Raw genomic sequence first — 5,094 nt, 5'->3', positions numbered from 1 at the left:
TAGGTTTTTGTTGGAGAGTTTGATCCTGGCTCAGGACGAACGCTGGCGGCGTGCTTAACACATGCAAGTCGAGCGGAAAGGCCCTTCGGGGTACTCGAGCGGCGAACGGGTGAGTAACACGTGAGCAACCTGCCCTAGGCTTTGGGATAACCCTCGGAAACGGGGGCTAATACCGAATATTCACTCATGGGCGCATGTTTGTGGGTGGAAAGTTTTTCGGCTTGGGATGGGCTCGCGGCCTATCAGCTTGTTGGTGGGGTAATGGCCTACCAAGGCGACGACGGGTAGCCGGCCTGAGAGGGCGACCGGCCACACTGGGACTGAGACACGGCCCAGACTCCTACGGGAGGCAGCAGTGGGGAATATTGCACAATGGGCGGAAGCCTGATGCAGCGACGCCGCGTGAGGGATGACGGCCTTCGGGTTGTAAACCTCTTTCAGCAGGGACGAAGCGCAAGTGACGGTACCTGCAGAAGAAGCGCCGGCCAACTACGTGCCAGCAGCCGCGGTAAGACGTAGGGCGCGAGCGTTGTCCGGATTTATTGGGCGTAAAGAGCTCGTAGGCGGCTTGTCGCGTCGACTGTGAAAACCCGTGGCTCAACTGCGGGCCTGCAGTCGATACGGGCAGGCTAGAGTTCGGTAGGGGAGACTGGAATTCCTGGTGTAGCGGTGAAATGCGCAGATATCAGGAGGAACACCGGTGGCGAAGGCGGGTCTCTGGGCCGATACTGACGCTGAGGAGCGAAAGCGTGGGGAGCGAACAGGATTAGATACCCTGGTAGTCCACGCTGTAAACGTTGGGCGCTAGGTGTGGGGGGCCTCTCCGGTTCTCTGTGCCGCAGCTAACGCATTAAGCGCCCCGCCTGGGGAGTACGGCCGCAAGGCTAAAACTCAAAGGAATTGACGGGGGCCCGCACAAGCGGCGGAGCATGCGGATTAATTCGATGCAACGCGAAGAACCTTACCTGGGTTTGACATCGCCGGAAATCCTGCAGAGATGTGGGGTCCTTCGGGGCCGGTGACAGGTGGTGCATGGCTGTCGTCAGCTCGTGTCGTGAGATGTTGGGTTAAGTCCCGCAACGAGCGCAACCCTCGTTCGATGTTGCCAGCGCGTTATGGCGGGGACTCATCGAAGACTGCCGGGGTCAACTCGGAGGAAGGTGGGGATGACGTCAAGTCATCATGCCCCTTATGTCCAGGGCTTCACGCATGCTACAATGGCCGGTACAATGGGCTGCGATACCGTGAGGTGGAGCGAATCCCAAAAAGCCGGTCTCAGTTCGGATCGGGGTCTGCAACTCGACCCCGTGAAGTCGGAGTCGCTAGTAATCGCAGATCAGCAACGCTGCGGTGAATACGTTCCCGGGCCTTGTACACACCGCCCGTCACGTCACGAAAGTCGGCAACACCCGAAGCCGGTGGCCCAACCCTTGTGGAGGGAGCCGTCGAAGGTGGGGCTGGCGATTGGGACGAAGTCGTAACAAGGTAGCCGTACCGGAAGGTGCGGCTGGATCACCTCCTTTCTAAGGAGCACCATCCGGCGAAAGCTGGTATGGAGCCCGCGACCTGCGAATGTCGGGTCGGGGTGCTCAATTGGCGGAGACACTGGCGAGTTTTCTTTCGGCAACGGCCGGCGGGTTCGAGTACGGCCATCTCTTTGCGGGGGTGGTGTGGAAAGAGTTTCTGTTGGTGCGGCTGTGGGGAAATGATTAGCACCCTGTTGAGTCCTGAAGGAACAACCCTTTGGTGTTGTTTGCTTCAGTGCCGATTGCTGTGACCGTTGGTGTCATGGTGTTGGTTGCCAGGCATGGCCTGGTCTCGCATACCGGATGTCGCTCTTGTGTGGGTGGTGTTGCTGGTGTGGGGCTGTGGGTTGTGGGTTGGTTGTTTGTTGAGAATTGCACAGTGGACGCGAGCATCTTTGTGGTCAAGTTGTCAAGGGCGAACGGTGAATGCCTTGGCACCAGGAGCCGATGAAGGACGTGGGAGGCCGCGATAGGCCTGGGGGAGCTGTCAACCGAGCTGTGATCCCAGGGTGTCCGAATGGGGTAACCCGGCATCAGTCATGTGATGTCACCTGCACCTGAACTCATAGGGTGTGTGGAGGGAACGCGGGGAAGTGAAACATCTCAGTACCCGTAGGAAGAGAAAACAAATTAGTGATTCCGTGAGTAGTGGCGAGCGAAAGCGGATTTAGGCTAAACCGGTTGCGTGTGATACCTGTCAGGGGTTGCGTGGTCGGGGTTGTGGGACTCTGTGTGGTGAGCTGACACTCATCGAAGAAGTTACAAAACCAGTTGTTAGTCGAATGGTCTGGAATGGCCGACCGTAGACGGTGAAAGTCCGGTAGGTGAAAGCAGCTGGTCTTCTATGGATGTTCCCGAGTAGCGGCGGACTCCTGAAATCTGCCGTGAATCTGCCAGGACCACCTGGTAAGCCTGAATACTTCCTGGTGACCGATAGCGGACGAGTACCGTGAGGGAATGGTGAAAAGTACCCCGGGAGGGGAGTGAAATAGTACCTGAAACCGTTCGCCTACAATCCGTCGGAGCCTTTAGGGGTGACGGCGTGCCTTTTGAAGAATGAGCCTGCGAGTTAGTGGCATGTGGCGAGGTTAACCCGTGTGGGGGAGCCGTAGCGAAAGCGAGTCTGAAGAGGGCGTTTGAGTCGCATGTTCTAGACCCGAAGCGGAGTGATCTAGCCATGGGCAGGCTGAAGCGCGGGTAAGACCGTGTGGAGGGCCGAACCCACCAACGTTGAAAAGTTGGGGGATGACCTGTGGTTAGGGGTGAAAGGCCAATCAAACTCCGTGATAGCTGGTTCTCCCCGAAATGCATTTAGGTGCAGCGTCGCGTGTTTCTTGCCGGAGGTAGAGCACTGGATGGTCTAGGGGGCCCACAAGCTTACCGAAATCAGCCAAACTCCGAATGCCGGTAAGTGAGAGCGCGGCAGTGAGACTGCGGGGGATAAGCTTCGTAGTCGAGAGGGAAACAGCCCAGATCACCAGCTAAGGCCCCTAAGCGTGTGCTAAGTGGAAAAGGATGTGGGGTCGCACAGACAACCAGGAGGTTGGCTTAGAAGCAGCCACCCTTTAAAGAGTGCGTAATAGCTCACTGGTCAAGTGGTTCCGCGCCGACAATGTAGCGGGGCTCAAGTACACCGCCGAAGCTGTGGCATTCACACGTGTGCTTCGCAGGATTCTTTCGGGTTTCTTGTGCAGGTGTGTGGATGGGTAGGGGAGCGTCGTGCCGGGGGTGAAGCAGCCGAGTGATCGAGTTGTGGACGCGGCACGAGTGAGAATGCAGGCATGAGTAGCGAAAGAAGGGTGAGAAACCCTTCCGCCGGATGACCAAGGGTTCCAGGGCCAGGTTAATCCGCCCTGGGTGAGTCGGGACCTAAGGCGAGGCCGAGAGGCGTAGTCGATGGACAACGGGTTGATATTCCCGTACCCGCGAAAGAGCGTCCCTGATGAACCTCGTTGTGCTAACCACCCAAACTGTTTGAGACCTTCGGGTTGATGATGGGGAGCGTGGGAACCTGGCGGGTAGTAGTCAAGCGATGGGGTGACGCAGGAAGGTAGCTGAGCCCGGCCGGTGGTTGTGCCGGGGTAAGCGTGTAGGCCGTGCCATAGGCAAATCCGTGGCGCATGTAGGCTGAGACGTGATGCCGAGCCGATTCAGGTGAAGTCAGTGATCCTATGCTGCCGAGAAAAGCCTCTAGCGAGTTCTTAGCGGCCCGTACCCCAAACCGACACAGGTGGTCAGGTAGAGAATACCGAGGCGATCGGGCGAACTGTGGTTAAGGAACTCGGCAAATTGCCCCCGTAACTTAGGGAGAAGGGGGGCCGGAGACGTGAAGCCCCGCGCGGGTGGAGCGTTGTATGGCCGCAGAGAGCAGGGGGAAGCGACTGTTTACTAAAAACACAGGTCCATGCGAAGAAGTAATTCGATGTATATGGACTGACGCCTGCCCGGTGCTGGAACGTTAAGGGGACCTGTTAGCTCTTCGGGGCGAAGCGGAGAACTTAAGCGCCAGTAAACGGCGGTGGTAACTATAACCATCCTAAGGTAGCGAAATTCCTTGTCGGGTAAGTTCCGACCTGCACGAATGGCGTAACGACTTCCCCACTGTCTCAACCACAGGCCCGGCGAAATTGCAGTACGAGTAAAGATGCTCGTTACGCGCGGCAGGACGGAAAGACCCCGGGACCTTTACTATAGCTTGACATTGGTATCTGAGTTAGCTTGTGTAGGATAGGTGGGAGCCGGTGAACCTCATACGCCAGTATGGGGGGAGGCAATCTTGAAATACCACTCTGGTTGATTCGGGTATCTAACTTCGGACCGTTATCCGGTTCAGGGACAGTGTCTGGTGGGTAGTTTAACTGGGGCGGTTGCCTCCTAAAAGGTAACGGAGGCGCCCAAAGGTTCCCTCAGCCTGGTTGGCAATCAGGTGTTGAGTGCAAGTACACAAGGGAGCTTGACTGTGAGACTGACGGGTCGAGCAGGGACGAAAGTCGGGACTAGTGATCCGGCACTTGCGTGTGGAAGCGGTGTCGCTCAACGGATAAAAGGTACCCCGGGGATAACAGGCTGATCTTCCCCAAGAGTCCATATCGACGGGATGGTTTGGCACCTCGATGTCGGCTCGTCGCATCCTGGGGCTGTAGCAGGTCCCAAGGGTTGGGCTGTTCGCCCATTAAAGCGGTACGCGAGCTGGGTTTAGAACGTCGTGAGACAGTTCGGTCCCTATCCGCCGTGCGCGTAGGATACTTGAGAAGGGCTGTCCCTAGTACGAGAGGACCGGGACGGACGAACCTCTGGTGTGCCAGTTGTCCCGCCAGGGGCACGGCTGGTTAGCTACGTTCGGAAGGGATAACCGCTGAAAGCATCTAAGCGGGAAGCTCGCTTCAAGATGAGGTATCCCACCCACCTTTGGTGGGGTAAGGCCCCCAGCTAGACGACTGGGTTGATAGGCCGGAAATGTAAGCCCGGTAACGGGTTCAGTTGACCGGTACTAATAGGCCGAGGACTTGACTATCAAAGTTGCTACGCGTCCACTGTGTAACTCACAACAAACAAACACACCCCAACA

The 5,094-nt window shown here is 57.3% G+C and carries 2 rRNA genes; both read left to right on the top strand.

Annotated features, from left to right (window positions below):
* The first annotated feature begins 7 nt into the window (after window positions 1-7).
* A 16S ribosomal RNA gene (locus tag ACFYTT_RS30945) occupies window positions 8-1,523 on the top strand.
* Window positions 1,524-1,925: 402 nt separating this feature from the next.
* Window positions 1,926-5,040: ribosomal RNA gene (locus ACFYTT_RS30940) — 23S ribosomal RNA — on the top strand.
* Together the 16S and 23S rRNA genes form the textbook arrangement of a ribosomal RNA operon.
* The last annotated feature ends 54 nt before the right edge of the window (window positions 5,041-5,094 follow it).

Origin of the sequence: Micromonospora sp. NPDC003816, from assembly GCF_042874705.1 — a bacterium.
In the GTDB taxonomy this organism is placed as follows: Bacteria; Actinomycetota; Actinomycetes; order Mycobacteriales; family Micromonosporaceae; genus Micromonospora.
The sequence above is the reverse complement of the archived record's forward strand: the minus strand, read 5'-3'. Positions and strand labels throughout refer to the sequence as shown.